General features: G+C 71.5%; 22 protein-coding genes and 1 tRNA gene. 3 read left to right on the forward strand and 20 right to left on the reverse strand.

From position 1 onward, the window contains the following. Positions 1-7: 7 nt before the first annotated feature. From ACWEMJ_RS24370 to pgsA, 16 genes are all read right to left on the reverse strand, one after another. Positions 8-2,299, reverse strand: coding sequence for a RelA/SpoT family protein (locus ACWEMJ_RS24370; protein WP_452139235.1), 2,292 nt, complete (start codon positions 2,297-2,299; stop codon positions 8-10). A 198-nt stretch (positions 2,300-2,497) separates the two neighbouring features. Then, the gene (locus ACWEMJ_RS24375) at positions 2,498-3,052 is read right to left on the reverse strand and encodes an adenine phosphoribosyltransferase (RefSeq protein ID WP_452139236.1); all 555 of its coding nucleotides are present in this window, start codon (positions 3,050-3,052) and stop codon (positions 2,498-2,500) included. A 24-nt stretch (positions 3,053-3,076) separates the two neighbouring features. Continuing rightward, entirely contained in the window at positions 3,077-4,177 is a 1,101-nt protein-coding gene (gene secF / locus ACWEMJ_RS24380) for a protein translocase subunit SecF (protein WP_452139237.1), read from the reverse strand. A gap of 3 nt (positions 4,178-4,180) precedes the next feature. Then, the gene (gene secD / locus ACWEMJ_RS24385; RefSeq protein WP_452139238.1) at positions 4,181-5,974 is read right to left on the reverse strand and encodes a protein translocase subunit SecD; all 1,794 of its coding nucleotides are present in this window, start codon (positions 5,972-5,974) and stop codon (positions 4,181-4,183) included. 155 nt (positions 5,975-6,129) lie between these two features. Next, positions 6,130-6,534, reverse strand: a complete 405-nt coding sequence (gene yajC / locus ACWEMJ_RS24390) for a preprotein translocase subunit YajC (protein WP_452139239.1) — start codon at positions 6,532-6,534, stop codon at positions 6,130-6,132. Between the two features lie 184 nt (positions 6,535-6,718). Next, positions 6,719-7,792 (reverse strand): Holliday junction branch migration DNA helicase RuvB, encoded by a 1,074-nt coding sequence (gene ruvB, locus ACWEMJ_RS24395; RefSeq protein WP_452139240.1) that lies wholly within the window; start codon positions 7,790-7,792, stop codon positions 6,719-6,721. Positions 7,793-7,850: 58 nt separating this feature from the next. After that, positions 7,851-8,462 (reverse strand): Holliday junction branch migration protein RuvA, encoded by a 612-nt coding sequence (gene ruvA / locus ACWEMJ_RS24400; RefSeq protein ID WP_452139241.1) that lies wholly within the window; start codon positions 8,460-8,462, stop codon positions 7,851-7,853. Between the two features lie 59 nt (positions 8,463-8,521). Continuing rightward, the gene (gene ruvC / locus ACWEMJ_RS24405) at positions 8,522-9,181 is read right to left on the reverse strand and encodes a crossover junction endodeoxyribonuclease RuvC (protein ID WP_452139242.1); all 660 of its coding nucleotides are present in this window, start codon (positions 9,179-9,181) and stop codon (positions 8,522-8,524) included. Between the two features lie 120 nt (positions 9,182-9,301). Next, positions 9,302-10,057, reverse strand: coding sequence for a YebC/PmpR family DNA-binding transcriptional regulator (locus ACWEMJ_RS24410; protein WP_452139243.1), 756 nt, complete (start codon positions 10,055-10,057; stop codon positions 9,302-9,304). Between the two features lie 91 nt (positions 10,058-10,148). Further along, on the reverse strand, positions 10,149-10,757 hold the full coding sequence (gene pdxT / locus ACWEMJ_RS24415; RefSeq protein ID WP_452139244.1) for a pyridoxal 5'-phosphate synthase glutaminase subunit PdxT: 609 nt from the start codon (positions 10,755-10,757) through the stop codon (positions 10,149-10,151). Between the two features lie 124 nt (positions 10,758-10,881). Beyond that, positions 10,882-11,793, reverse strand: a complete 912-nt coding sequence (gene pdxS, locus ACWEMJ_RS24420; RefSeq protein WP_452139245.1) for a pyridoxal 5'-phosphate synthase lyase subunit PdxS — start codon at positions 11,791-11,793, stop codon at positions 10,882-10,884. A gap of 157 nt (positions 11,794-11,950) precedes the next feature. After that, positions 11,951-12,496: a hypothetical protein gene (locus ACWEMJ_RS24425; protein ID WP_452139246.1), complete on the reverse strand. Its 546-nt coding sequence runs from the start codon at positions 12,494-12,496 to the stop codon at positions 11,951-11,953. Positions 12,497-12,516: 20 nt separating this feature from the next. Beyond that, entirely contained in the window at positions 12,517-12,879 is a 363-nt protein-coding gene (locus ACWEMJ_RS24430; protein ID WP_452139247.1) for a hypothetical protein, read from the reverse strand. A gap of 27 nt (positions 12,880-12,906) precedes the next feature. After that, positions 12,907-14,079, reverse strand: a complete 1,173-nt coding sequence (locus ACWEMJ_RS24435; RefSeq protein ID WP_452139248.1) for a glycosyltransferase family 4 protein — start codon at positions 14,077-14,079, stop codon at positions 12,907-12,909. Continuing rightward, entirely contained in the window at positions 14,076-14,981 is a 906-nt protein-coding gene (locus tag ACWEMJ_RS24440) for a phosphatidylinositol mannoside acyltransferase (protein WP_452139249.1), read from the reverse strand. Before ACWEMJ_RS24440 ends, ACWEMJ_RS24435 begins: the two co-directional genes overlap by 4 nt. Further along, positions 14,978-15,634, reverse strand: a complete 657-nt coding sequence (gene pgsA, locus ACWEMJ_RS24445) for a phosphatidylinositol phosphate synthase (protein ID WP_452139250.1) — start codon at positions 15,632-15,634, stop codon at positions 14,978-14,980. Before pgsA ends, ACWEMJ_RS24440 begins: the two co-directional genes overlap by 4 nt. A 127-nt stretch (positions 15,635-15,761) precedes the next feature. On the opposite strand from pgsA, the gene ACWEMJ_RS24450 reads away from it, so the two are divergent. Beyond that, positions 15,762-17,777, forward strand: coding sequence for an elongation factor G (locus ACWEMJ_RS24450; RefSeq protein WP_452139251.1), 2,016 nt, complete (start codon positions 15,762-15,764; stop codon positions 17,775-17,777). Between the two features lie 5 nt (positions 17,778-17,782). Here ACWEMJ_RS24450 and ACWEMJ_RS24455 read toward each other — a convergent pair whose 3' ends face one another. Continuing rightward, a complete protein-coding gene (locus ACWEMJ_RS24455) occupies positions 17,783-18,205 on the reverse strand; it encodes a thiol-disulfide oxidoreductase DCC family protein (protein WP_452139252.1) in 423 nt (140 codons plus the stop codon). Between the two features lie 193 nt (positions 18,206-18,398). Between ACWEMJ_RS24455 and ACWEMJ_RS24460 the strand changes: the two genes are divergently transcribed. After that, positions 18,399-20,042, forward strand: a complete 1,644-nt coding sequence (locus tag ACWEMJ_RS24460) for a hypothetical protein (RefSeq protein WP_452139253.1) — start codon at positions 18,399-18,401, stop codon at positions 20,040-20,042. Positions 20,043-20,118: 76 nt separating this feature from the next. Here ACWEMJ_RS24460 and ACWEMJ_RS24465 read toward each other — a convergent pair whose 3' ends face one another. Together ACWEMJ_RS24465 and thrS are read right to left on the reverse strand one after the other, a co-directional pair. Beyond that, complete coding sequence (locus ACWEMJ_RS24465; protein WP_043908607.1) at positions 20,119-20,676, reverse strand: HIT family protein; 558 nt, start codon at positions 20,674-20,676, stop codon at positions 20,119-20,121. 140 nt (positions 20,677-20,816) lie between these two features. Continuing rightward, complete coding sequence (gene thrS, locus ACWEMJ_RS24470) at positions 20,817-22,796, reverse strand: threonine--tRNA ligase (RefSeq protein ID WP_452139254.1); 1,980 nt, start codon at positions 22,794-22,796, stop codon at positions 20,817-20,819. A gap of 256 nt (positions 22,797-23,052) precedes the next feature. Here thrS and ACWEMJ_RS24475 point away from each other — a divergent pair, with 256 nt between their 5' ends. Further along, positions 23,053-23,826, forward strand: a complete 774-nt coding sequence (locus ACWEMJ_RS24475) for an exonuclease domain-containing protein (RefSeq protein WP_452139255.1) — start codon at positions 23,053-23,055, stop codon at positions 23,824-23,826. 59 nt (positions 23,827-23,885) lie between these two features. Here the strand turns inward: ACWEMJ_RS24475 and ACWEMJ_RS24480 are convergent. Beyond that, positions 23,886-23,957 (reverse strand) — tRNA-Val (locus ACWEMJ_RS24480). Positions 23,958-24,054: the final 97 nt, after the last annotated feature.

Raw genomic sequence — 24,054 nt, forward strand, 5'->3', positions numbered from 1 at the left:
CGGAGCGCTACTTGTGGCGGGCGGAGGTGACCCGGTAGACGTCGTACACGCCCTCGACGCCGCGCACCGCCTTCAGCACGTGGCCGAGGTGCTTGGGGTCGCCCATCTCGAAGGTGAACCGGCTCATCGCGACCCGGTCGCGGGAGGTCTGCACCGCCGCCGACAGGATGTTGACGTGCTGGTCGGAGAGCACCCGGGTGACGTCGGACAGCAGCCGGGAGCGGTCCAGCGCCTCCACCTGGATGGCCACCAGGAACACCGAGGACTGGGTGGCGGCCCACTCCACCTCGATGATCCGCTCGGGCTGCTGCTGCAACGACTCGACGTTGACGCAGTCCGCGCGGTGCACCGAGACGCCGTTGCCGCGGGTGATGAAGCCGACGATCGGGTCGCCCGGCACCGGCGTGCAGCAGCGCGCCAGCTTCACCCACACGTCGTCCACGCCCTTGACGATCACGCCCGGGTCGCCCTTGGCCCGGCGGCGCATCGAACGCGGCTGGTGGGACGGGGTGGCGGTCTCGGCGAGGTCCTCGACCGCGCCGTCCTCGCCGCCCATCGCCTGGACCAGCTTCTGCACGATCGCCGCCGCCGCGACGTGGCCCTCGCCGATCGCCGCGTACAGCGAGGAGATGTCCGGGTAGCGCATCTCGTGGGCGAGGGTGACCAGCGAGTCCCCGGTGAGGATCCGCTGGATCGGCAGGCCCTGCTTGCGCATCGTCCGGGCGATGGCCTCCTTGCCCTGCTCGATCGCCTCCTCGCGGCGCTCCTTGGAGAACCAGGCGCGGATCTTGTTGCGGGCCCGCGGCGACTTGACGAAGCTCAGCCAGTCCCGCGAGGGTCCGGCGTTCTCCGCCTTGGAGGTGAACACCTCGACGGTGTCGCCGTTCTCCAGCGTCGACTCCAGCGGCACCAGCCGGCCGTTCACCCGGGCGCCGATGCACCGGTAGCCGACCTCGGTGTGCACCGCGAACGCGAAGTCCACCGGGGTGGCCTTCGCGGGCAGCGCTATCACGTCGCCCTTCGGGGTGAAGACGAACACCTCGTTGCTGGACAGGTCGAAGCGCAGCGACTCCAGGAACTCGCTGGGGTCCTCGGTCTCCTTCTGCCAGTCCAGCAACTGCCGCAGCCAGGCCATCTCGTTGACCGCGTCGGCCTTGTCGTGCTGCCGCTTGTGCGTCGGGGTGTCGGTGCGCACCTTGGACGCGCCGGCCACCGCCCGCTGCTTGTACTTCCAGTGCGCGGCGATGCCGTACTCGGCGCGGCGGTGCATGTCGAAGGTGCGGATCTGCAGCTCGACGGGCTTACCGCCCGGACCGATCACCGTGGTGTGCAGCGACTGGTACATGTTGAACTTGGGCATCGCGATGTAGTCCTTGAACCGCCCCGGCACCGGGTTCCACCGCGCGTGGATGGTGCCCAGCGCCGCGTAGCAGTCGCGGACGGTGTCGACCAGGACCCGGATGCCCACCAGGTCGTAGATCTCGGCGAAGTCCCGGCCCCGGACGATCATCTTCTGGTAGACCGAGTAGTAGTGCTTCGGCCGGCCCGTCACCTGCGCGGTGATCCGCGCCCCGCGCAGGTCGCCCTGCACCTGGTCGATGACGGTCGCCAGGTACTCGTCGCGCTTCGGGGCGCGCTCGGCCACCAGCCGGACGATCTCGTCGTACATCTTGGGGTAGAGGATGGCGAACGCCAGGTCCTCCAGCTCCCACTTGATGGTGTTCATGCCCAGCCGGTGCGCCAGCGGGGCGTAGATCTCCAGCGTCTCGCGGGCCTTCTTCTCCTGCTTCTCCCGCTTCAGGTAGCGCATGGTGCGCATGTTGTGCAGGCGGTCGGCGAGCTTGATCACCAGGACCCGCGGGTCCTTGGCCATCGCGACGACCATCTTGCGGACGGTCTCCGCCTGCGCCGCCTCGCCGAACTTGACCCGGTCCAGCTTGGTGACGCCGTCGACCAGCAGCGCCACCGAGTCGCCGAAGTCGTGCCGCAGCGTCTCCAGGCCGTAGTCGGTGTCCTCCACCGTGTCGTGCAGCAGGCCCGCCATCAGGGTCGGCGCGTCCATCCCCAGCTCGGCCAGGATGGTCGCCACCGCCAGCGGGTGCGTGATGTACGGGTCGCCGCTCTTGCGCTTCTGCCCCCGGTGCCACTTCTCGGCCACCGCGTACGCCCGCTCGATGTCCTTGAGCAGCATCGGGTCGGCCTTGGGGTCGTTGGCCCGGATCGTCCGGAACAGCGGCTCCAGCACCGGGTTGACCATCGAACTGCGCTGTCCGCCCAGCCGAGCGAGGCGAGCCCGCATCCCGCCGGGCGAAGGGCGGGAACTGGCAGTCGCAGCCGTGGGCACAACCTCGTCGGGCAAGAGCACTCCTACGTGCGAACGGATCAACCTTCATCGTACCGGCGGCGCCACAGGCTTCCGCGTTCGGCCGACCCCTGGTAACGAAAGCCGCCCGGGAACGGAATCTGTTCCCGGGCGGCTCTCGCGGCGATCGGTCGTTCAGACCACGACCAGGGTCTCCAGCGGGGCGCCGTGCAGGTGCGGGGCGAGCTTCTCACGCCCCGTCAGGAAGCCGAGCTCCATCAGCACCACGACGCCCACCAGCTCGGCGCCGGCCTCCTGGACCAGGTCCAGCGAGGCGGCGATGGTGCCGCCGGTGGCCAGCACGTCGTCCACCACCAGCACCCGCTCGCCGGGCTCGAACGCGTCGCACTGCACCTCCAGCGTCGCCGACCCGTACTCCAGGTCGTACGAGCGGGAGAACACGTCGCCGGGCAGCTTGCCCTTCTTGCGGATCGGGACGAACCCGAGTCCGGCGGCGACCGCGGCGGGCGCGGCCAGGACGAACCCCCGCGCCTCCAGGCCGACCACCTTGGTGGCGCCGAGTTCCTTCGCCCGCTCGGCCAGCGCCCTGGTCAGCGCGCCGAACGCCTCGGCGTCGGCCAGCAGGGGGGCGATGTCCTTGAACAGGACGCCCGGCTTGGGGTAGTCCTGCACGTCCCGGATCCGGCTGTTGAGCAGCTCGGTCAGGGCGGGGTCGGTGGTGGAGGTCACGGGGGTTCCTTGACTAGGCGGGGTTCAGCGCTTGCCGGAGGGCCGTCCCTTGCCCCGGGTGCGGCCGGCCGGCTGGTTGCGCTGTCCGACCATACCTGCCGGAACCTCCTCGTCGATCACCACGTCCTCGCCCCGCGCCGCGGCCTCCGCGGCCTCCTTGGCCTCGGACACCCGGCGCTGCGCGACCCGCTTGGCCAGCGCCTTCATCTCCGGGGTCTGCTCCTTGAGCTGCGCGAGCAGCGGGGTGGCGACGCAGATCGAGGAGTAGGCACCGGCGGCGAGGCCGATGAACAGGGCCAGCGAGATGTCGTTCAGGGTGCCGGCGCCCAGGATGCCGCCGCCGATGAACAGCAGCGCGGAGACCGGCAGCAGCGCCACGACGGTGGTGTTGATGGAACGCACCAGGGTCTGGTTGAGGCCGTGGTTGGCGGCCTCGCTGTAGGTGCGGCGGGACTGCTTGGACAGGCCCCGGGTGTTCTCCTTCACGGTGTCGAAGACGACGACCGTGTCGTAGAGCGAGTAGCCGAGGATGGTCAGGAAGCCGATCACGGTGCCCGGGGTGACCTCGAAGCCCACCAGCGCGTAGACGCCGATGGTGATCAGCAGGTCGTGGATCAGCGCGACCAGCGCGGCCAGCGCCATCCGCCACTCGAAGGCGATCGCCAGGTAGACCGTCACCAGCACCATGAAGATGACCAGGCCGGTCAGCGCCTTCTTGGAGATGTCGGCACCCCAGGAGGGGCCGATCACCTGGGCGTTGACGTCCTTCTCCTGGACGCCGACGGCCTGCGAGAACTCCTTGGTGAAGGTCGTCGCCGACACCGACTCCTCGGCGCTGATCTGGACCCGGACGTCGCCCTTGTCCGTGGTCTGCACCAGCGCGGTGTTGGAGCCGGTGATCTTGTTGGCGGCCTCCTTCGCCTGGGACACCGTCAGTCCGGGCTTGTGCACGGTGTAGACCGAGCCGCCCTTGAACTCGATGCCCAGGTGCAGGCCCATCGCCAGGCCGATCGCGGCCACCAGGACGATCACCGCGGAGATCGAGTACCAGATCTTCCGCTTGCCGACGAAGTCGAACGAGACCTCGCCCTGGTAGAGGCGGTGACCGATGTTGCGGAGCGACATGGGTCAGACCTCCTGGGTCTGCTGGGAGGGAGCGGAACGGCGGCGCGAGCCGCGGATCGGCGGACGGGCGCCGAGCCGCTTCGGGTCCAGGCCGGACCACGGGTGACCGCTGGCGAAGAACTTGGTGCGGGCCAGCAGCGTGATCAGCGGCTTGGTGAACAGGAAGATCACCACGACGTCGAGCAGGGTGGTCAGACCCAGGGTGAAGGCGAAGCCCTGCACCTTGCCGACCGACACCAGGTAGAGCACCGCGGCACACAGGAACGACACGAAGTCCGACACCAGGATGGTGCGCCGGGCCCGCGGCCAGGCCCGCTGCACGGCGGGACGCAGCTGGGCGCCCTCGCGGACCTCGTCCCGGATGCGCTCGAAGTACACGATGAACGAGTCGGCGGTGATGCCGATCGCGACGATCGCGCCGCAGACGGCGGGCAGGTTCAGCGCGAAGCCGACGCCGGCGCCCAGCAGGCTCATGATCGACCAGGTCAGGATGGCCGAGACCGCCAGGCCCGCGATCGAGATCAGGCCCAGGCCGCGGTAGTAGACCAGCGAGTAGACGACCACCAGGACCATGCCGATCAGACCGGCGACCAGGCCGGCCTCCAGCTGCTCGGAGCCGAGCTGCGGGGAGACGGTGGTGACGTCGCTCTTCACGAAGTCCAGCGGGAGCGCGCCGTAGCTGAGCACGTTGGCCAGCGACTTGGCGTCGTCCTGGGTGAAGGTGCCGGAGATGACCGCGCTGCCGCCGGTGATCGACTCGGACACGTACGGGTGCGAGACCACCTGGCCGTCCAGCACGATGGCGAACTGGTTCGCCGGGGTCGGCTGGGCGGCGAGCTTGCCGGTGGTGTCCGCGAAGGCCTTCGAGCCGGCGTCGTTGAACGACAGGTCGACCATCCAGCCCTTGGCGCTCTGGGTGTCGTACACGGCCTGCGCCTTGGAGACGTCCTGGCCGTTCACGGCGACGCCGCCGAGCGCGAACTTGTACCAGAGGCCCTGCTCCGCGTCGTACGAGCAGGCCACGGCCGGCGCGTTCGGGTCGGCGGCCTTCTGGTAGTTCTGGCGCTGCTCCTTGACCGAGCAGTCCAGCGCGGTGAACTGCTGCTGCAGCTCGGCCGGGACGGCGCCCTGGGTCAGCGCGGCAGCCACGTCGGCCGGGTTGGCGGCCGGGGCGCTGGCGCCGGCGCTCGGGGCGGCCGAGCCGGAGGCGGCCGGGGCCGAGGCGGAGCCGCTCGCCGGGGCGGTCGGGTCGGCCTGCAGGGCGCCGGACAGGGCGCGGCCGGCCTTGCTGGCCGAGGAGCTCGGCGAGGCCGGCGCGGAGGCGCTGCCCGAGGCGGACGGGGCGGCCGAGCCGCTGGGCGCGGCCGACGGCTCGCCGCTCGGCTGCGGCTGGGCGCTCACGCCGGTCGGCGCGGTGGCCAGCACCGGGCGGAAGTACAGCTTCGCGGTGTCACCGACCTTGTCGATGGACTCCTGCGTGTTACCACCGTCGGGGATGTTGACGATGATGTTGCTGTTGCCCTGGGTCTGGACCTCCGCCTCGGAGACGCCCATGCCGTTGACACGCTTCTGGATGATGCCGACCGCGGTGTCAAGGTTCGCCTTGTTGATCGCGGAGGGATCGTCCGACTTGGCGGTCAGCGTGACGCTGGTGCCACCGGCGAGGTCGATACCGAGACGCGGCTTGGTGTTGCCCGTCCCGAACATGAGGGCCACCAGGCCGACGGTGACCACCAGGATGAGCACCAACGCCCGCCCCGGGTATCCGTCGCGCGACCGCGACTTGGGTGTTGCCACCTTGTTCGTTTCTCCCTGTCCATGCCGCCCGGACGGCCGACCCCGGGCCCCGCGCTCGGCGGGGCCCGGGAGAGACGGACGCACGGCGGCCCAAGAGGTCCTGTGGGCTCGCGGCGGATTGCCGCAGGTCGGGGAAGAAAGGCCCCCCGGCCGTACTACTTGCTCTCGGGAGCCTCGGTGCCGGCCTTCGCCTCGTCCTTGGACAGGCTCAGCGGCTTCTCGTCGGCGTCCGTGCCCTCGACGGCCTCGGCGGCGTCGGCGTCCTCCACGGCCTCGTCCTCGGCGGGGCGGCCGTTGATGATCGCGTCGTACTCGAGCGGCTCCAGGACGGCCGCGATGGCGCCCTTGGTGTAGTGGGCCACCACACCGGGGGCGACCTCGAGCTCGACCGTCTCGTCGTTGACCGCCTTGACCAGGGCGTACATGCCGCCGATGGTGCGCACGCCCGACCCCGGCTGCAGAGCGGCCTGCGTGTTCTGCATCTGTTCCTGTCGCTTCTTCTGCGAGCGGAACATCAGGAAGATCGCGAGGAGCGGGAGGAGGAGGATGATGTAATTCACAGCCAGGGTCCTTTGTCGGCCGCCCACCGGGCGGCCAGTGCGTGTACGTCGGCCCGTCGGGCGAGAGGGGCGGTCCGGCGGAGTCTAGGCGACCCGCACTGAACGGACAACGCCAAGCATGCCAGTGTGCCGCCGAAAGTGGCGAGCCTTGGCATGGACATAAACCGCCGATAAGGAAGCGCGGTTATGCCTGGCCGTCCGCCCACAGCTCGGGCTGGGCGCCGCGCGGCGCCCGCGCCGACTGCGGCGGCACGAGCCCGAGGTGCTGCCACGCCGCCGCCGTCGCGATCCGCCCGCGCGGGGTGCGCGCGAGCAGCCCTTCCCTTACCAGGAAAGGCTCGGCGACCTCCTCGACGGTCTCCGCCTCCTCCCCCACCGCGACCGCCAGCGTGGACAGGCCGACCGGTCCGCCGCCGAAGAGTTTCAGCAGCGCCTCCAGCACCGCGCGGTCCAGCCGGTCCAGTCCGCGCGCGTCAACCTCGTACACCTCCAGCGCCCGGGCGGCGATCTCCCGGGTGATCAGGCCGTCGTGGCGGACCTGCGCAAAATCCCTCACCCGGCGCAACAGCCGGTTGGCGATGCGCGGAGTGCCGCGCGAGCGCCCCGCGATCTCCGCCGCGCCCGCCGGGTCGATCTCCACGTCCAGCAGCCCCGCCGAGCGGTGCACCACCCGCTGCAGCTCGGTCGGCGCGTAGAACTCCATGTGGCCGGTGAACCCGAACCGGTCGCGCAGCGGCGGCGGCAGCAGGCCGGCCCGGGTGGTCGCCCCGACCAGTGTGAACGGCGGCAGCTCCAGCGGGATCGCGGTCGCCCCCGGGCCCTTGCCGACGATCACGTCGACCCGGAAGTCCTCCATCGCCATGTACAGCATCTCCTCGGCGGGCCGGGACATCCGGTGGATCTCGTCGAGGAACAGCACCTCGCCCTCGGTCAGCGAGGACAGGATCGCCGCCAGGTCGCCGGCGTGCTGGATCGCCGGGCCGGAGGTGATCCGGATCGGCGCGTTCAGCTCCGCCGCGATGATCATCGACAGCGTGGTCTTGCCCAGCCCGGGCGGGCCGCTCAGCAGCACGTGGTCCGGCGCGGCCCCGCGCTGACGGGCCGCCTGCAGCACCAGCGAGAGCTGCTCGCGCACCCGCTCCTGGCCGATGAACTCCTCCAGCAGCCGCGGTCGCAGCGCCGCCTCCACCGCCTGGTCCTCGCCGTCGGCGGACGCCGTCACCAGGCGGTCGGCGGGCTCGGACTCGTACGGATTCATCGGAAAACGGCTCCCATTGTCGATTTGATGACAGATCGGCGAATTGCTTCGGCGGTATTCAGCGGGCCCGGTTCAGGCCGCGCAGCGCGAGGCGCAGCAGCGCGCCCACGTCCGGCGTGGCCTGTGCCTCGGCGTCCGGCGTCACCCGGGTCACCGCCTCGTCGGCCTCCCGCGGAGCGTAGCCCAGGCCCACCAGCGCCGAATGCAGCTGCTCGTGCCAGGGGGCGGGGCCGGTCGCCACCGGCTTCTGGGCCGGCACCGTCCCGTGCGGGGCGCCCAGCTTGTCCTTGTACTCCAGCAGCAGCTTCGCCGCCTTCGCCTTGCCGATCCCCGGCACCGCGATCAGCGCCTTCTCGTCCCCGCTCGCCACCGCGACCCGCAGCGCCTCCGGCGAGTGCACCCCGAGGATCGCCTGCGCGAGCTTCGGCCCGACGCCCGGCGCCGCCTGCAGCACCTCGAACGTGGCCCGCTCGTCGTCGTCCACGAAACCGAACAGCGTCAACGAGTCCTCCCGCACCACGAGGGACGTCGCCAACCGCGCCACCTCCCCCACCCGCAACGCGCCCAGCGTGGACGGCGTGCACTGCACCGCCATCCCCACTCCCCCGACCTCCACCACGGCCACCCCGGCGCCGACCATGGCAACGGGCCCTTGCACAAAGGCGATCACGGTGAAGTCGTTTCCTCTCGGGGGTTGAGCTCTTTCGGGACCTGCGACGGTTCGCGCCGTCAGGGGCGCGGGGAACTGCGCGACCGGCCGGGCACTCTGCCGTACGCCGCCCGGGGTGCAACCGCCTGCGGCTCGGGCGGATCCTGCTCGCCGTCGTCCGCCGCTCCGCGCCCCTGGTTGCTCGCCCCGCTGTGCACCCACCGGCCGCTCTCGTGCGCCCGGATCGCCGCCGTCAGGCGGTTGGTGGTGCCGCCGCGCCAGATGTGGCAGATGGCGAGCGCCAGCGCGTCCGCCGCGTCGGCGGGTTTGGGCGGGGCGTCGAGCCGGAGTATGCGGGTGACCATGGCGGTGACCTGCGCCTTGTCCGCCCGGCCGGAGCCGGTGACGGCGGCCTTGACCTCGCTGGGGGTGTGCAGCGTGACGGGGATGCCCCGCCGGGTCGCGCAGAGCACGGCGACGGCCGAGGCCTGCGCGGTGCCCATCACGGTGCGGACGTTGTGCTGCGCGAACACCCGCTCCACGGCGACGAGTTCGGGCTGGTAGCGGTCGAGCCACTCCTCCAGCCCGCGTTCCACGGCGAGCAGTCGCGGCCCGAGGTCGTCCGTCGCCGGCGTCCGCACCACGCCCACCCCGAGCATCGCCAACTGCCGCCCGGGCAGCCCGTCGACGACTCCGACGCCGCACCTGGTCAGCCCAGGGTCCACACCCAGCACTCGCACGAGCCCTGCCCCACCTCTCTCCGACCTGCGAAGGCTACCCCCGGCCACGGACAGCCGTCCCCGGACACGCCTCCGCCCGGCGGCCGCGAGCAGCCACCGGGCGGAGGGAGCGGGAACGGCTCAGGCGTCCAACTCGGCCATGATCTCGTCCGAGACGTCGAAGTTGGCGAAGACGTTCTGCACGTCGTCGCTGTCCTCCAGCGCGTCGATCAGCTTGAAGATCTTGCGGGCGCCGTCGGCGTCCAGCTCGACCTGCATGCTGGGGACGAAGTTGGCGTCGGCGGAGTCGTAGTCGATGCCGGCGTCGACCAGGGCGGTGCGGACGGCGACCATGTCGGTGGCCTCGGAGATGACCTCGAAGGCCTCGCCGAGGTCGGTGACCTCTTCGGCGCCGGCGTCCAGCACGATGTCCAGGATCTTGTCCTCGTCCACGCCGTCGGCCTTGGGGACGATCACGACGCCCTTGCGGTTGAACAGGTAGGACACCGAGCCCGGGTCGGCCATGCTGCCGCCGTTGCGGGTCATCGCGACGCGGACGTCGGAGGCCGCGCGGTTGCGGTTGTCGGTGAGGCACTCGATCAGGACGGCCACGCCGTTCGGGCCGTAGCCCTCGTACATGATCGTCGAGTAGTCGGCGCCGCCGGCCTCCGCACCGGAGCCGCGCTTGACGGCCCGGTTGATGTTGTCGATCGGGACGGAGCTCTTCTTCGCCTTCTGGATGGCGTCGTAGAGCGTCGGGTTGCCCGCGGGGTCACCGCCGCCGGTGCGCGCCGCCACCTCGATGTTCTTGATCATCTTGGCGAAGAGCTTGCCGCGCTTGGCGTCGATCGCGGCCTTCTTGTGCTTGGTGGTAGCCCACTTAGAGTGGCCGGACATCGCCAGCTCCTTTTCGTCGCCAATGGGAAATGAACAGGGGAGATCTTACCGGTGCCGCACTGGGAGGTGGCACACGGTCACTGCGCCGTGCCTAGCGGGCGGCCGCCTCGACCATCCGGACGAAGTACTCGTGGACGCGGTGGTCGCCGGTCAGCTCCGGGTGGAAGGAGGTGGCCAGCAGGTTGCCCTGGCGGACCGCCACGATCCGGGCGTCGGGGCCGTCGGCGGCGGGCACCTCGGCCAGCACCTCGACGCCCGCGCCGACCGACTCGACCCAGGGGGCGCGGATGAAGACGCCGGTGACCGGTTCGGCCATGCCGGCGAACGGGATGGCGGTCTCGAAGGACTCGTTCTGCCGGCCGAAGGCGTTGCGGCGAACGGTCATGTCGATGCCGCCGACGGTCTCCTGGTCGTCGCGGCCGTCCAGGATCTTGTCCGCCAGCATGATCATCCCGGCGCAGGTGCCGTAGACCGGCATGCCGGCCCGGACGCGCTCGCGCAGCGGGTCCATCAGGCCGAACAGCACCGCCAGCTTGGAGATGGTGGTGGACTCGCCGCCGGGCATCACCAGGGCGTCGACCTCGGCGAGCTCCTCGGGGCGGCGGACCGGCCGGGCCAGCGCGTCGGCGGCGGCCAGCGCCACCAGGTGCTCGCGGACGTCGCCCTGGAGGGCGAGGACGCCGATGGTGGGGGTGCTCACGGTTGTCACTACCTCTTCGAATGTCGAACCACGGGCCGGGAGGGCCCACGGAGCGGCCCGCCGCGCCGATTGCTCGCGCGGCGGGCCGGAGCCGGGAGGAACGGGCCGGACGGCCCCCGAGTGCTTACCAGCCGCGGTTGGCGTAGCGCTCGGACTCCGGCAGGGTGTCGCAGTTGATGCCGACCATGGCCTCGCCCAGGTTGCGGGAGGCGTCCGCGATGATCTTCGGGTCGTCGTAGAAGGTGGTGGCCTTCACGATGGCGGCGGCGCGCTTGGCCGGGTCGCCGGACTTGAAGATGCCGGAGCCGACGAAGACGCCCTCGGCGCCCAGCTGGCGCATCAGCGCGGCGTCGGCCGGGGTGGCCACGCCACCGGCGGAGAACAGCACGACCGGCAGCTTGCCGAGCTCGGCGACCTCGCGGACCAGCTCGTACGGGGCGCGCAGCTCCTTGGCGGCGGCGTACAGCTCGTTGTTGTCGAAGCCGCGCAGCTTGGCGATCTCGTTCTTGATCTGGCGCAGGTGGCGGACGGCCTCGACCACGTTGCCGGTGCCGGCCTCGCCCTTGGAGCGGATCATGGCCGCGCCCTCGGCGATGCGGCGCAGGGCCTCGCCCAGGTTGGTGGCGCCGCAGACGAAGGGGGTGGTGAAGGCCCACTTGTCGGAGTGGTTGATCTCGTCGGCCGGGGTGAGCACCTCCGACTCGTCGATGTAGTCGACGCCCAGCGACTGCAGGACCTGCGCCTCGACGAAGTGGCCGATGCGGGACTTGGCCATCACCGGAATGGAGACCGCGTCGATGATCTCCTCGATCATGTTCGGGTCGGACATCCGGGCCACGCCGCCGTCCTTGCGGATGTCGGCGGGCACCCGCTCCAGCGCCATGACGGCGACCGCGCCGGCGTCCTCGGCGATCTTCGCCTGCTCGGCGTTGACCACGTCCATGATCACACCGCCCTTGAGCTGCTCGGCCATGCCGCGCTTGACCCGGGCGGTGCCGATCTGCGGCTGGTCTGCGGTGGTGGGGGTGATGGACACGTAAGACCTCACTCAGGAATGAACCGGTGCTATCGACCTATCGTAGGCCCGAGGGGGTCCGGACCCATACGCCACATGGTCCAGAGCTACTCGTGACATACGACAATCAGGCCAGCGCACAGCGGCCGGGGAACAGTGGGCAAAAAGCGGGCTCAGCCTACGCGGGCGCGCCTTCCGGGGTCAGCGCGGTCGGCGGCTCGTCGTCCATCTCGAACGCCATGGGGAACGGCGCCCGGCCCGCAAGCCGGAAGTAGCGCACCAGCCGGTGCTCGCGCACCGCACGGGCCGCCCGCACCGCGTCGTTGTGGAAGCGCCGCGCCATCGGCACCCGGCGCACCGCCTCCACCAGGTCGCGCACCGCGTCCTCCCCGCCGGGGGCCGCCCGCAGCGCCGCGACCTGCTCCGGCTCGTCCAGCACGGCGCGCAGCGCGAGGCTGAGTTCGCTCTCCGCCACCTCGCGCTGCTCGTCCTGCGCCTGCCGGGCCCCGTGCGCGGCCTCCAGCAGCAGGATCGACGCCGCCGGATCGAGCAGCGAGGAGGTCGCCAGCTCCATCGCCACCGACGCCCGGCGCAGCAGCTGCGCGTCCAGCGAGGCCCGGGCGGCGTCGATCCGGGCGTGCAACCGGTCGAGCCTGCCCGCCGTCCAGCTCAGGTAGACGGCGAACAGTACGACGGCCGCGAGGGCCCAGATCCAGGTAGTCACGGGGCGTTACGGTACCGGGCTCAGCCGCCGAACACCGCCGAGCGGTACGACTCCGGATCGGTCTCGGTGACCGACACCGCCACCTGCACCGCCCCCGGATCGGCGCCCAGGTACTCGGGCAGCGCCGCCACCGTCGCCTCGGCGAGCGCCGCCTTGGCCTGCGCCGAGCGGCCCGGGAAGATCTCGAACTCGATCACCACCAGCGCGAAGGTCTCCGCGTCCGCGCCGACCACCGCCTCCTCGGTGCGCCGGAAACGCGTCTTGCAGGCCTCCGGCTTGGCGTCGATCAGCTTCACCGCCAGCCGGTTCAGGGCCAGCCCGAATCCGCGCCGGTCGAAGCAGTCGGCGAGCCGGTCGGTGTAGTCGACGGTGATCAGCGGCATGGTGGTACCTCTCGCGAGCAGGGTGGTTCAGCGACCAAGACGCGTACGCCAGCCGGACGGTTCGGCTTCTGCTACCGGAGGTCGACCATCAGTGACCGTCTCGTACACCGACAGCACCTCCGCGCCGACCGTCTCCCAGTCGAACCGCCGCACGTGCCGGGACGCGGCCTCGCGCAGCGCCGCCAGCCGCTCCGGGCTGCCGAGCAGCTTCACCGCGGCGGCGGCCAGCGCGTCCGCGTCCTCCACCGGGAACAGCTCGCCGGCCGCGCCGCCGTCCAGCACCTGGCGGAACGCGTCCAGGTCGCTGGCCAGCACCGGCGCACCCGCCGACATCGCCTCGACCAGGATGATGCCGAACGACTCGCCGCCGGTGTTCGGCGCCACGTACAGGTCGACGCTGCGCAGCAGCCGCGCCTTGTCACGGTCCGAGACCATGCCGAGGAACTCGACCTGGGCCCGCACCTCGGCGGGCAGACCCGCGACCGCTTCTTCCTCGTCGCCCTTGCCGGCCACCAGCAGCCGCACGCCCGGGCGCTCGGCGAGGATCCGCGGCAGCGCCGCCAGCAGCGTCGGCAGGCCCTTGCGGGGCTCGTTGATCCGGCCGATGAAGCCGATCGTGCCCGGCCCGCCCTCCGACGCGCCGCCCTGCCACTTCGGATCCGGCTCGGCGTCCGCGAAGAACCGCACGTCCACACCGTTCGGGATCACCACCGCGTCGCCGCCCAGGTGCTCCACCAGGGTGCGCCGCGCGTACTCGGAGACCGCGATCCGACCGGACATCTTCTCCAGGCCCGGCTGCAGGATCGGCGACGCCGCGAGCATCGCCCGCGAGCGCGGGTTCGAAGTGTGGAACGTCCCCACCATCGGCCCGGACGCCGCCCACGCCGCCAGCATCGACAGCGACGGCGAGTTCGGCTCGTGCACGTGCAGCACGTCGAACCGCCCCTCGCGCAGCCACCGCCGCACCCGCGCCGCCGACAGGATGCCGAAACTCAGCCGCGCCACCGACCCGTTGTACGGCACCGCGACGGCCCGCCCCGCCGACACCACGTACGGCGGCAGCGCCTCCTCGTCCTCGGCCGGCGCCAGCACCGACACCTCGTGCCCCAGCCGGATCAGATGCTCCGCCAAGTCCCGGATGTGGAACTGCACACCGCCCGGCACGTCCCAGTCGTACGGGCAGACCACGCCGATCCTCATGCCTCGGCCCTCCGCGGCGTCAGGTCCGCCAACCACAGCTTCTGCAGCATGTGCCAGTCCACCGAGTGCTCCCGGATCGCCTCCGCCCACACGTCGGCCATCGCCTGCGTCATCGCCGCGACCTGCGCCTGCCGCTCGCCCTCGCCGGACGGCGCCACCTCCGGGTGCACCTCCGCGCGCAGCACCGGCCCGTCGTACCAGAGCGACACCGGGAACAGCGCCGCGCCGGTGCGCTGCGCCAGCATCGCCGGACCGGCCGGCATCCGGGTCGGCTCGCCGAAGAAGTCCACCTGGATCCCGGCCGCCGACAGGTCCCGGTCACCGACCAGGCACACCAGCTTGCCGTCCCGCAGCCGCCGCGCCAGCGTCCCCACCACCGACACGTCGGAGCCGGTCAGCGCCAGCACCTCCATGCCCAGGCTCTCCCGGTACGCCACGAACCGGTCGAACAGCGACTCCGGCTTCAACCGCTCCGCGACCGTGGTGAACGGGAACCCGCCCGCCGACGCGATCCACGCCCCCGCCAAGTCCCAGTTCGCCATGTGCGGCAGCGCCAGCACCGCGCCGCGCCCCGCCGCCATCGCCTCGTTCAACTGCTCCAGGCCCTTGACCTGCATGCCCCGGGCGATCCGCTCCGGGCTCCAGGTCGACAGCCGGAACGACTCCATCCAGTACCGCATGTACGAGCGCATGCCGGCCCGGGACCGCTCCCGCAGCCGTATCGCGTCCGCGCCCGGATGAACCCGCGCCAGGTTGGCCTCCAGCTGCCGCACCCCCTTGCCCTGCCGTCGCCACGCCACATCGGCGATGGTGTTGAACAGGCCCCGGGCCACCGGCTCCGGCAGGTGCTTCAGCCCCGCCCAGCCGGCCGCGTAGGCCGCGTCGACCAACCGCTCCTTCACTTGCCCCCCTCGGCGGCGCCCGCCGCCTCCAGCTCCGCCGACTCCCGGCGCACCGTCAGCATCCGCTGCGCCACCGTCACCAGGCTGCCCGCCGCGACCACCCACAGGGCGATCGGCAGCAGCCACTCGATGTACGGCACCCCGAACTTGTGCAGGCCCGCGAACCCGGCCGCCACCAGGCTGATGACCAGCCGCTCGGCCCGCTCCACCAGCCCCGACACGTCCACCGGGAAGCCCAGCGACTCACCGCGCGCCTTGGTGTACGACACCACCTGGCCGCTCGCCAGACAGAACATCGACACGGCGCACAGGATGTCGTTGTCGCCCTTGCCGGCGTACCACATCGCCAGACCGCCGAAGATCGCCGCGTCGGCGACCCGGTCGAGCGTGGAGTCCAGGAACGCCCCCCACTTGCTGGACCGACCGGCCTGGCGGGCCATGTTGCCGTCCACCAGGTCGGAGAAGATGAACAGCGTGATGGTGATCGTGCCCCAGAAGAACTCCCCGCGCGGGAAGAACACCAGGGCGCCCGCCACCGAGCCGGCCGTTCCGATCAGCGTGACCGCATCCGGACTGACACCCCAGCGCAGCAGCATCGCCGCGAACGGGGTGAGGACACGTGTGAAGAAGCCACGCGCGTACTTGTTGAGCATGGCCTTCCGGTCCGCTCCGCTCCTCGGATTGGCACCCGCGAGCCGCTTGCCCGCCGGGCGGCCGCGCGGATGGCCCCGCCCGGCTGGACAATGGTATCCACGCTGATCGAGCGGCAGGAGGCCAGCCATGCCGGACCGGGCAGCCCACACCCCCAGCACACCGGTCGACCGACCGGGCCGGCTCCGCAACGTCGCCCTGGTAGGGGCCGGCGGAGCCGGCAAAACCACCCTCGCCGAAGCCCTCGCCGTCACCGCCGGCGCCCTGACCAGGCCCGGAACCGTCCCCGACGGCACCACCGCCGCCGACTGGGAGGACATCGAGCACCAACAGCAGCGCTCCGTCCAGTTCGCGCTCCTCCCCCTCCCCTGGCAGGACCTCACCGTCAACCTGCTGGACACCCCCGGCTACGCCGACTTCGCCGGCGAACTCCACGCCGCCCTGCGCGCCGCCGAGGCCGCCGTCTTCGTCCACTCCGCCGCCGACGAGAGCGTCCCCCGCCCCGTCCAGGCCCTGTGGCGCCAGTGCGAGGACGCCCGCCTGCCGCGCGCCCTCGCCCTCACCCACCTCAACACCGCCCGGGTCCGCCTCGACGACGTCCTGCGGATGCTCCAGGACACCCTCGGCACCCCCGACACCGTCCGCCTGCTGCACCACCCCGACCTGCGCGACGGACACCTGCACGGCTCCACCGACCTGCTCACCGGCCGCGCCTACGGCAAACCGGACGACCCCGGCGACCTCACCGCCGAACGCGCCCGCCTGGTCGAGGCCCTGGCCGGGGAGGACGACACCCTGATGGAGCGCTACCTCGACGGCGCCGACCTCGACACCGCCGCGCTCACCGCCGGACTGCGCCGCGAGTTCCTCGCCGGCGCCCTGCACCCCGTCCTCGCCACCGCCCCCGACGGCACCGGCTGCGACGCCCTGCTCGACCTGGTCGCCACCGCCTTCCCGTCCCCCGCCGACCGCGCCGACGGCCTCCCCGCCGCCGACCCCGACGCGCCCCTCACCGCCCAGGTCGTCCAGTCCGGCGAGGACCCCTACCTCGGCCGGCTCAGCCTGCTGCGGCTGTTCACCGGCACCCTGCACCCCGACACCACCGCGCACCTGCCCGACGGCACCGAGGAACGCCTCACCGGCCTGCACAGCCCCTTCGGCCACCAGCTGCGGCCCGTCCCGCAGGCCGTCGCCGGCGACCTCGTCACCGTCGCGAAGCTCAACACCGCCCGAACCGGCGACACGCTGTCCACCGACCACACCGTGCTGCCGCCCTGGCCGCTGCCCGAGGCGCTGCTGCCCACCGCCGTCCGGGCCCGCTCCAAGGCCGACGAGGACAAGCTCTCCCAGGCCCTCGGCCGGCTCGCCGCCCAGGACCCGGCGCTGCGCGTCGAACAGAACCCCGACACCCACCAGCTCGTGCTGTGGTGCACCGGCGAGGCCCACCTCGCCGTCACCCTCGACCGGCTGGCCGACCGGCACGGCGTCCACGTCGAGACCGTCCCCTACGAGGTCGCCCTCCGGGAGACCTTCGCCACCCCCGCCAGCGGCCACGGGCGGCACGTCAAGCAGTCCGGCGGCCACGGCCAGTACGCGATCTGCGACCTCACCGTGGAACCGCTGCCCGGCGGCGGCTTCGAATTCGTCGACCACGTCGTCGGCGGCGCCGTCCCGCGCAACTTCGTCCCGTCCGTCGAGAAGGGCGTCCGCGCCCAACTCGCCCACGGCCTGCACGGCCACCCGATGACCGACGTCCGGGTCACCCTCACCGACGGCAAGGCGCACTCCGTCGACTCCTCCGACGCCGCCTTCCAGACCGCCGCCGCCCTCGCCCTCAAGGAGGCCGCCGAACACACCGACGTCCGGGTCCTGGAACCCGTCGACGAAGTCCGGGTACTCCTCCCCGACGAGTACCAGGGCGCCGTCCTCACCGACCTGTCGGCCCGCCGCGGCCACGTCCTGGGCACCGAGATCGGCGGACCGGGCCTGAGCCTGGTCCGCGCCGAAGTCCCCGAACTCGAACTCACCCGCTACCCGCTCGACCTGCGCTCGCTGTCGCACGGAACCGGCCGGTTCACCCGCAGCTACCTGCGCCACTCCCCGATGCCCGCGCAGCTCGCCGCCCAGTACGCCACGGCGGGCTGAGAGACCTACGAACGGCGCGGCAGCGCGCACGCCTTGGTGCCGCCCGGCATCTGGTGCCGGTGCCGCGCCACCCAGCGGTAGGCGACCTCCGCGAGCGGCCGCACCGGCGCCAGCGCCAGCAGGCCGCCCGCCCACGCCCACGCGCCGCCCGACCGCATCAGCAGCCGCGCCACCGCCTGCGCCCCGCCGTACACCTTGCGGTCCGGCGTGATCCACAGCACCTCGCGGGCGGCCCGCTCCTCGCTCACCTGCCCGCCGGTGAACTCCGCCAGCGCCTCCAGGTCCGCGAACTGGAACGCCACCGCCTCCCACCCCGCCGAGGACAGGCTCTGCCGCGGGTAGCGCTCCGCCCACCGGACACAGCTCGAACAGAACGCACAGTCACCGTCGAAGACCAGCACCGGACCCGGCGCGAACGCACTCGTCATGCCGCGATCCTCCTCCCACCCGTTCCGGCCGACAAACCCGGGGGTGCGCGTCGAACCCCCCGCGACGGGGCAGCATCTCCACGAACCGGCCACCCACGGCCGAGATGTGACCCAGGATCAGTCGATGATCCGCACGAGCGGGCCGCCGCGCGGTACCCTGCGGCAGACCATCAGGGGAGGAGGAGCTGCTCAGGTGACTCAGCTCGACATGACGCCGGGCGCGCAGGTACCACGGACGGACGTCGGTCATCAGACCGCGGTCACCCAGGCGTTCTCCTCCGCCGCCTACCGCACCGGCGACTACAACGAACTCGAGGCGCTCGCCGGAGTGAGCGTCAAGAAGGGCAAGTTCGCCCTGTTCCGGCCCAGCGCCGGCGAGGCGTTCAGCCGCGCCCTGATCGACCGCACCCTCGGCGGCGGACGCAAACCCATCGTGCCCTCGCACGGCACCGACGTCCGGATGGTGGTCGAGCACTGCCTCGCCGCCCAGGACCTGCGCGAGGCCCGCGACCGCCGGCTCTCCATGCTCAGCCTGGTCTGCGGCCTGCTGTTCCTGCCCGGCACGCTGGTCTGGCTCGCCGCGTACCAGGCCCGCGCCTGGCTCGGCACCAAGAAGTCCGCCGCCCGCGACGGCTTCATCGGCACCATGGCCCTGCTGGCCGCCGCCGCGCTCACCCTGTTCCTGGCCGTCCGCCCGCCGTTCCACGGCCTGCTCGGCCTCTACTGCCGCGTGGTGATGATCGGCCCGGTGCTCGGCTGGTACCTCGCCCGGCGCACCGTGATCGCCTCCGTCATGCAGCAGCGCGCCCGCTGGGCCGAACTGGTCGGCGGCAGCGCCGTCGCCGCCGTCGTCCCCAAGGCCGTCCCCAAGGACGACCTCGACAAGAAGGCCAACGAGCTCAAGGCCGGCCTCGACCGCCTCACCCGCGAGCAGAGCACCAACGTCCAGCACTACGCCGGCGCCAAGGGCATCCTCGGCATCGGCGCCCGCTGGGCCGAGTGGTCGCTGCGCGAGGACCTCCGCCCCGCCGAGGGCCACCCCGACTTCCGCACCTTCCACGTCTGGGACCTCGCCCGCCGGATCGCCGACCGCCTCGGCGCCCTCAGCGGCTCCGAAGTCCCCAACGGCGGCCTGCCCAGGCCGCAGATCAGCCACTGGGTGGTGCTCGACACCGGCGAGGGCGCCGACGAGATCGGCCGCCCCTCCGGCGCCGAGATGGACGGCGACCGGATGCGCGACTTCGCCGTCGCCGAACTCGCCAACAAGCAGAGCGTCGGCACCGACACCCGGCACCGCATCGCCGTCCAGTTCGTGCTCCACAAGGGCCAGTTGATCACCACCGTGGTGGTCAGCGTGATGGTCCTCTCGCACAGCCTGCAGGTCACCGCGACGGCGCACGCGCTCGGCCCGATCGCCGGCTACTTCGGCGCCAAGCCCAAGAACCCCGAGAAGGACGTCCCCAAGACCCTCCGGTTCTGGGAGACCCGCTCCGTCCCGCTGCCGATCGTCACCGACGACGAGATCGTCCGGCAGGCCGTCCGCGCCCCGCTCCACAAGATCCCCAGCCTGCAGAAGTGGCTCGGCGGCTCCATCGGCCTCCCCGAACCCCTCTGCCTGCGCCAGGCCTGGGCCGACCCCGCCTGGAACAGCCGCTTCAAGTCCGACGACGCGCTGTACATCCCCACCCCCGTGGTCGGCCTGATCCACGCCGCCGTGGTCGAGTTCCTCGACGAGCACGACGTCGCCACCGACCGCATCGCCGGCCGCTCCAACTCGATCCGCGCCGAGATGCAGGGCGCCCGCCCGTTCCGCGCCGACAAGTACGACGCCGGCTGACCGGCCAGCGCACAACGGACAGGGGCCGTACGGGAACAACTCCCGTACGGCCCCTGCCGCGTGCTCCGTCAGCGCATCAAACCGGCCAGACCTCGGCCAGCACCTTCCGGGTGTCCGCCAGCAGCTGCGGCAGCACCTTGGTGTGCCCCACCACCGGCATGAAGTTGGTGTCCCCGCCCCAGCGCGGCACCACGTGCTGGTGCAGGTGCGCCGCGATCCCGGCCCCCGCGGCCGCACCCTGGTTCATCCCGATGTTGAACCCGTGCGCCCCCGACGCCGCCCGCAGCGCCGTCATCGCCTTCTTGGTGAACTCCCCGAGCTCCGCCGTCTCCGGCCCGTCCAGCTCCGTGTAGTCCGCGACGTGCCGGTACGGCACCACCATCAAGTGCCCGCCGTTGTACGGGTACAGGTTCAGCACCGCGAACACCGACTCGCCGCGCTGCACGATCAGCCCGTCCTCGTCGCTCAGCTTCGGGATCGAACAGAACGGGCAACCGTCGTCCGGAGCCGGCCCGGTGGGCTTGTTCTCGCCCTGGATGTACGCCATCCGATGAGGTGTCCACAGGCGACGGAAGCCGTCCGGCTCCCCCACGCCCCGCTGCAGTTCCGGCTCACTCGTCATGCCCGCCAGCATAAGCGCCGCACCTGGCGAAACGAGCAGTGCGGGGCAGACTCCCGAAGGAGACTGCCCCGCACTCAGGGTCCCAGAGGTTTCGCCGTTTCCCGCAATCAGCATGAACGGAACCGACTCACCTCCGCTTTCGCAGAGAGCTGTCAGACCTGAACCCGGCTCCGCACCGCTTCAACGATCTCGGCGATCGCCTCGTCACGCGGCACGCCGTTCTTCTGCTCGCCGTTGCGGTACCGGAACGACACCGCGCCGGCCTGGACGTCGTCGTTGCCCGCGATCAGCATGTACGGCACACGCGACTTCTGGGCGTTGCGGATCTTCTTCTGCATCCGGTCGTCCGAGGTGTCGACGTCGACCCGGATCCCGTGCTTCTTCAACTCGGCCGCCACGTCGAGCAGGTACGGCACGTGCTCGTCGGTGATCGGAATGCCGGTGACGGTGACCGGGGCCAGCCACGGCGGCATCGCGCCCGCGTAGTGCTCCAGCAGCACCGCGAAGAAGCGCTCGATCGAGCCGAACAGCGCACGGTGGATCATCACCGGCCGCTGCCGCGAGCCGTCCGCCGAGGTGTACTCGAGTTCGAAACGTTCCGGCAGGTTGAAGTCCAGCTGGATGGTGCTCATCTGCCAGGTGCGGCCGATCGCGTCCCGCGCCTGCACCGAGATCTTCGGGCCGTAGAAGGCCGCGCCGCCCGGGTCCGGCACCAACGGCAGGCCCTGCTTCTCGGCCACACTCGCCAGAACCGCGGTGGCTTCCTCCCACGCGTCGTCGCTGCCGACAAACTTGGTCTCGTCCTTGGTGGAGAGCTCCAGGTAGAAGTCGTTCAGACCGTAGTCGCGCAGCAGGTCCAGCACGAAGGTCAGCGTGCGGTCCAGCTCGTCGGCCATCTGCTCGCGGGTGCAGTAGATGTGCGCGTCGTCCTGGGTGAAGCCGCGGGCGCGGGTCAGGCCGTGCACCACGCCGGACTTCTCGTACCGGTACACGGTGCCGAACTCGAACAGGCGCAGCGGCAGTTCACGGTACGAGCGGCCGCGCGCGTCGAAGATCAGGTTGTGCATCGGGCAGTTCATGGGCTTGAGGTAGTAGTCCGTGCCCTCGTCGAGCTGCATGGGGGGGTACATGCCGTCGGCGTACCAGTCGAGGTGGCCGCTGGTCTCGAACAGCTTCCCCTTGGTGGCGTGCGGGGTGTAAACGAACTCGTAGCCCTCTTCCTCGTGCCGCTTGCGCGAGTAGTCCTCCATGGTGCGGCGGATGATGCCGCCCTTGGGGTGGAAGACGGCGAGGCCGGAGCCGATCTGCTCGGGGATGGAGAACAGGTCGAGCTCGGTGCCGAGCTTGCGGTGGTCGCGCTTGGCGGCCTCCTCCAGGAAGTCGAGGTGGGCCTTCAGCTCTTCCTTGGTGGGCCACGCGGTCCCGTAGAGGCGCTGCAGCATGGGATTTTTCTCGCTGCCGCGCCAGTACGCGGCGGCGGAGCGCATCAGCTTGAACGCCGGGATGTGCCGGGTGCTGGGCAGGTGCGGGCCGCGGCAGAGGTCGCCCCAGCAGACGTCGCCGGTCTTCGGGTCGACGTTGTCGTAGATGGTGAGTTCGCCGGCGCCGACCTCGACGTCGGCGCCCTCGCCGGCGGTGGCGGCGGAGCCCTTGAGGCCGATCAGCTCCAGCTTGTAGGGCTCCTTGGCGAGCTCCTCCCGGGCGGCCTCGTCGGTGACCACGCGGCGGGAGAACTTCTGCCCGCGCTTGATGATCTCCTGCATGCGCTTCTCGATGGTCTTGAGGTCGTCCGGGTGGAACGGCTTCTCGACGTCGAAGTCGTAGTAGAAGCCGTCGCGGACGGGCGGGCCGATGCCGAGCTTGGCCTCCGGGAAGACCTGCTGGACGGCCTGGGCCATCACGTGCGCGGTGGAGTGCCGCAGGATGTCGAGGCCGTCGGGGCTGGAGATCTCGACGGGCTCGACCTCGTCGCCGTCCTGGACGGCGTAGGCGAGGTCCTTGAGCTGGCCGCCGACCCGGGCGGCGATCACGGCGCGGTCGTCGGCGAAGAGCTCGGCGGCCGTAGTGCCCGTGGTCACCACGCGCTCTTCCCGATCGGGTTCGCGGTTGATGATGATCCGGACGTCCGTCACCGGTCTCTCCTGACGTTCTGGCTTTGGGGTGCAGCACAACCGCTGCGTTGTGCATGGTACCGAGCCGGGCCAGGTCCCTGTCGCCACGGCCCTTGGCGGCCGCGGTGATCGTTCGGTCACTTTCTGCCACAAATCGTCGCGGTCGGGGGTTGACCGGGCGTCAACTGCGGTATCACTTCGGCACGGTGCGGCGCTCCACCGGTCCTCGGTGGGAGCGCCGTCCGGCAAGGGTTCGCGCGGCGTCCGAGGAGGCGTCATGCAGCAGCTCCGTTCCTGGTTCCACGGCCCGTTGGCGTCCTTCGACACCGAGACCACGGGGGTGGACGTCGAGCACGACCGGATCGTCTCGGCCGCCCTGGTGGTGCAGTCCGCGCCGGGCGGGGCGGCGGCCGTGCGCAGTTGGCTGGCGAATCCGGGCGTGCCGATCCCCGAGCAGGCCCGCGCGGTGCACGGCATCTCGGACGAACGGGTGCGGGCGCACGGCCGTTCGCCGCGGGCGGTGGCGGTGGAGGTGGCGCTCGCGCTGGCCGAGCAGTCCCGGGCGGGGGTGCCGCTGGTGGTGATGAACGCCCCGTACGACCTGACGCTGCTGGACCGGGAGTTGCGCCGGCACGGGGCGGGTTCGCTGACGGAGGTGCTGGGCGGCGCGGAGCTGCTGGTGCTGGATCCGCGGGTGTTGGACAAGCAGCTGGACCGCTACCGCAAGGGCCGACGCACCCTGACCGACCTGTGCGCGCACTACGGGGTCTCGCTGGTGGGCGCGCACGACGCGGCGGCGGACGCGTTGGCGGCGCTGGAGTTGGTGCGGGCGGTGGCGTCCCGGCACGCGGGGCGCCTCGGCGGGCTGTCGCCGGCGGAGCTGCACCTGCGGCAGGCGGTGTGGCACGCGGCGCAGGCGCGCGGCCTGGAGCGCTGGTTCGAACGGGCGGGCGCACCGGAGCGGGTGGACACGGCGTGGCCGCTGCGGCCGGCCCGCTGCCGCTGTGGTGAGCGTCTGGAGCCGGGCCACGCCTGCGAGTTGGCGGCCTGACGGCCCGACAGCAGTGAAGGCCCCGACCTGGTGGTCGGGGCCTTCACTGTTGTGCTCGGTGGGCGATACTGGGATCGAACCAGTGACCCCTTCGGTGTGAACGAAGTGCTCTCCCGCTGAGCTAATCGCCCGGGCAGCACCTGCGGGTCGACGGTGCAGGCGGTGGCCCGCCAGGCGGCGGTCACGAGTTCGCTGAACGCGCTCGCCTCGCCTGGGTGTTGGAACGGG

The sequence above is a fragment of the Kitasatospora sp. NPDC004531 genome (assembly GCF_053602195.1).